The organism is Erwinia sp. PPS120 (genome assembly GCF_047918655.1).
GTDB lineage: Bacteria > Pseudomonadota > Gammaproteobacteria > Enterobacterales > Enterobacteriaceae > Erwinia > Erwinia tasmaniensis_A.
Map to the genome: position 1 here is coordinate 1 of NZ_JBLREF010000011.1, position 295 is coordinate 295.

Sequence of the window (295 nt, forward strand, 5' to 3'; positions counted from 1 at the left end):
CGGGTAAGGACGCCAGCACCGGCATGGATGATGGCGTCGAAGGCGGGCCCGTCAGCATTGACGGTACGGTTTCCACAGCGGATAGCCGGACGGGCGGAGTGACACCGGGCTTCAGGGGCGGCATGGGTTCAGCGCAGGCCAGCTCTGTACTGTCCGGCGTGAGCAAAGATCTGTGGGGGCCAACCATTCCAGCGCGGCGGCACCTGAACCGTCACGGCACGCCTTTCCAGGGCATGAACCACTCTTTATCATCCCTGCCGGGCAGTCATGTAAAGGGAAATATCCCGGTATATAA

1 protein-coding gene is annotated in these 295 nt (G+C 61.7%); it reads left to right on the forward strand.

Annotated elements, in window-relative coordinates:
• A partial coding sequence (locus ACLRGG_RS06660) for a hypothetical protein (protein WP_416248982.1) occupies positions 1–295 on the forward strand: 295 nt, incomplete at both ends.